We start from the raw sequence: 2,746 nt of genomic DNA on the forward strand, positions 1-2,746 counted from the left end.
AATTATGAGTCGTAATCCACGTATTGACAATAGGAGGTCACTTCATATTATCTCAACATCAAATCCACCACCAATTTTTCCACAAATTGGATTGATTTTAATTCTATTTTCTTCTTCATCTACAAATCCATAATTTTTCATTGTATCTAACACGTTTTCACTCACTAAAGATTCACCCATATCTTGATATTTTTTAGGAAGAAACGCTATATTATTTTTGATCCATTTGCGCATCCATTTTAATAAAAGTTCCTTTTCTATATAGGTGATTTCTTCTTCATTTACTTTTAACATTCCATTCTTTATTTTTTTAGTAATTTGCTGCATACAAACTAAAACTAAATCTGAAATTGTATTTCGACTTGGAAAAATTGTTCCTACATTACAATCTTCATCCAGGACAATATAGCTACTTGATGCATGTAAATGTAGATCGCATGGCATAATACTTTGAAAATCTTTTTCAATTTGACGATAATAATGTCGAACATACACAAAATCCTCATCATTTTTATCTGTTCTATAGATGCCTGGTGACAACAACAATCGTCTATACACTCTTTGTCTTCTTACGACGCCTCGATCTTCTTCCATAGAAAACCACTCTGATTTTTTTATATCTTCCAATGAATGAATGTCCATTATATCATGGGCAAAATTACGGATTACATATCGAGAATATCCTGTGTTTTCATATAAAGCTTCGGTATCCTTGTTCTTAATAAAGCCTTCTTCACTACCATCATCAAGTTCAATTATGTGGATAGATAGACAATATTTTAATACACGTACTAATTGTCTTCGTGTATTAAAGTGTGTCCAATCAATCACTCCTTCTTGAAATTGCATTTGAATATATTCTGTTAATGAAGATAATACAAATTGTTCTTCGCGTTCTTTTGATTCCAAAAACAACAATACAAAACAAAACATCTGATATTCTTGAACGGATTGAAATTCTTGGATTCCCATCCATTCTTCAACATATCCTGGTATTTTTTCTAATTTAATTAGATACGGCGTAAGAATAATCATATAGCCAAACTTTTCTTGTACAAATTTACGGATTTCTTTTACCGAATCTCTGACTCTGTTATATAGTTCTGGATCTTCCTTTCGTAGAATCCATTTACGTTTTAATAATTCTTGTAATGCATCCATGTCGGCTACCTCTTAAAACAAATACGATAACTAGGCATCACAAAGATTCCGTCTTCGCATTTAACTTCTATTGTTTTTAAATTAGAATCATCAATATAAAAATCGCGGCCATCATCTGTTTTTGCAGTCTTACTAACATCATTCAATCCTTCAGATAACCATGATAATAATATTTTTCTAGATTCACCATCTAATATATCTATTTTTTCAAAGTCAACCACTCCATCTTGAATATAATTCTTTAATTTTTCGTTTTGCGCTTGTTTATGTTCTAATATTTCTAATCGTTGTTGCTCTTTTTCTAAATTATAATCTTGAGCCGGTTGTCTCTTTGTCTTTACTGTAGCTACTCGAGTTCTAGGTTCTAATGCGTAATATGTTATTTCTTCTTCATATACACCACTATCAATAGAATCTGTATTCCGATTATGAATAGCTTGCATATGCAGTGGTTTATCCACACCAAAAAACAAGGCACTCATTTTATGGGCTTGGTTTAAATCTTGGCATTTACCAAATAAATCTGAAATATGTTTGTATTCTTCGGCTCGATTGGCACCTTGATTCTGTAATTCTCCAATTTGTTGGGCATAACGCGTGATTTTACGGATGATTTCATTCGTTATATCGGACATGCGATTTACTTCGCTAATTCCATTTTTTCCCACAAACCAACTGTATATGCTGTCCCATCTCGCCATAAAATTGTCATATATGTCTTGTTTTTGGATCTTATCATCCATTCTTGGAATAGACATTTCATAATTCACGGCTTTTTCAATCAAAATAACAATGGTTTCAAATGGTATATTTTGAATATAATCCTCTAAGATCATTGCGTGTTCTTGTAAGCCTTTGACAAAGTTTCTTAAATAAGAAATGATCTTTTCTTTAAATAATAAGAATGACTCTGTTTTCATCATTTCCTCTGCTTTTGCACTATTTAAAGTTCGAATATAATCTTGATAATTTTGGTTTAAACGAATAAAATTTGCATTTAAATCTTTCCACCACGTATGAATTTCTTCCATACTCGCATCTTGTAAAGTTTCAATACACATAATTTGATATTGAATTCTTTCAAGTAAAGTTGGCTCAAGAGATGCTCCTTCAACTTGTAAATTTTCTAGCTTTAAAGTCATTCGTTCTATTTCAATCGTATACTCAGATAATTGATAACGATATTTTCTGTTTTTAAACTCCTCAATTGACGTTACCTTAGATGTATCTTGAATCGCAATCAAATTTTTCCACTCCGTTAATGAAGATAAATCTGATTGGCATTGATCTAGCGTATAATTTGGAAAAAGTCCTGTTTGAATCATAGCTTCAAATACATCTTCTTTATATAGCCAATATTGAATTTTCTCATATTGCTCATAAAAATATCGAATAATAACGCGATATCGATCCACATTTTCAGCTCGTAAATAATTGACTTCCGTAATTGGTTTTGTTAGTTTTTCATTGATTTTCATATTTAAATTTTACTACACTTTTATACAAATAAAAACCGCGTTTAAAAAGCGCGGTTTTCTCTGCGGCTATAAAACTTTACTGCCAGCTCGCAAAGGGCTTCATTTTT

2 protein-coding genes are annotated in these 2,746 nt (G+C 31.1%); both read right to left on the reverse strand.

Annotated features, from left to right (window positions below; all coding sequences use genetic code 11):
• Positions 1–42: 42 nt before the first annotated feature.
• Positions 43–1,161, reverse strand: a complete 1,119-nt coding sequence (locus LJE08_RS13260) for a TIGR02678 family protein (protein ID WP_227403481.1) — start codon at positions 1,159–1,161, stop codon at positions 43–45.
• A 5-nt stretch (positions 1,162–1,166) separates the two neighbouring features.
• Positions 1,167–2,639: a TIGR02677 family protein gene (locus LJE08_RS13265; protein ID WP_227403482.1), complete on the reverse strand. Its 1,473-nt coding sequence runs from the start codon at positions 2,637–2,639 to the stop codon at positions 1,167–1,169.
• Between the last annotated feature and the right edge of the window lie 107 nt (positions 2,640–2,746).

It is taken from the genome of Holdemanella sp. DFI.5.55 (assembly GCF_020593575.1).
Classification (GTDB): Bacteria; Bacillota_I; Bacilli_A; order Erysipelotrichales; family Erysipelotrichaceae; genus Holdemanella; species Holdemanella hominis.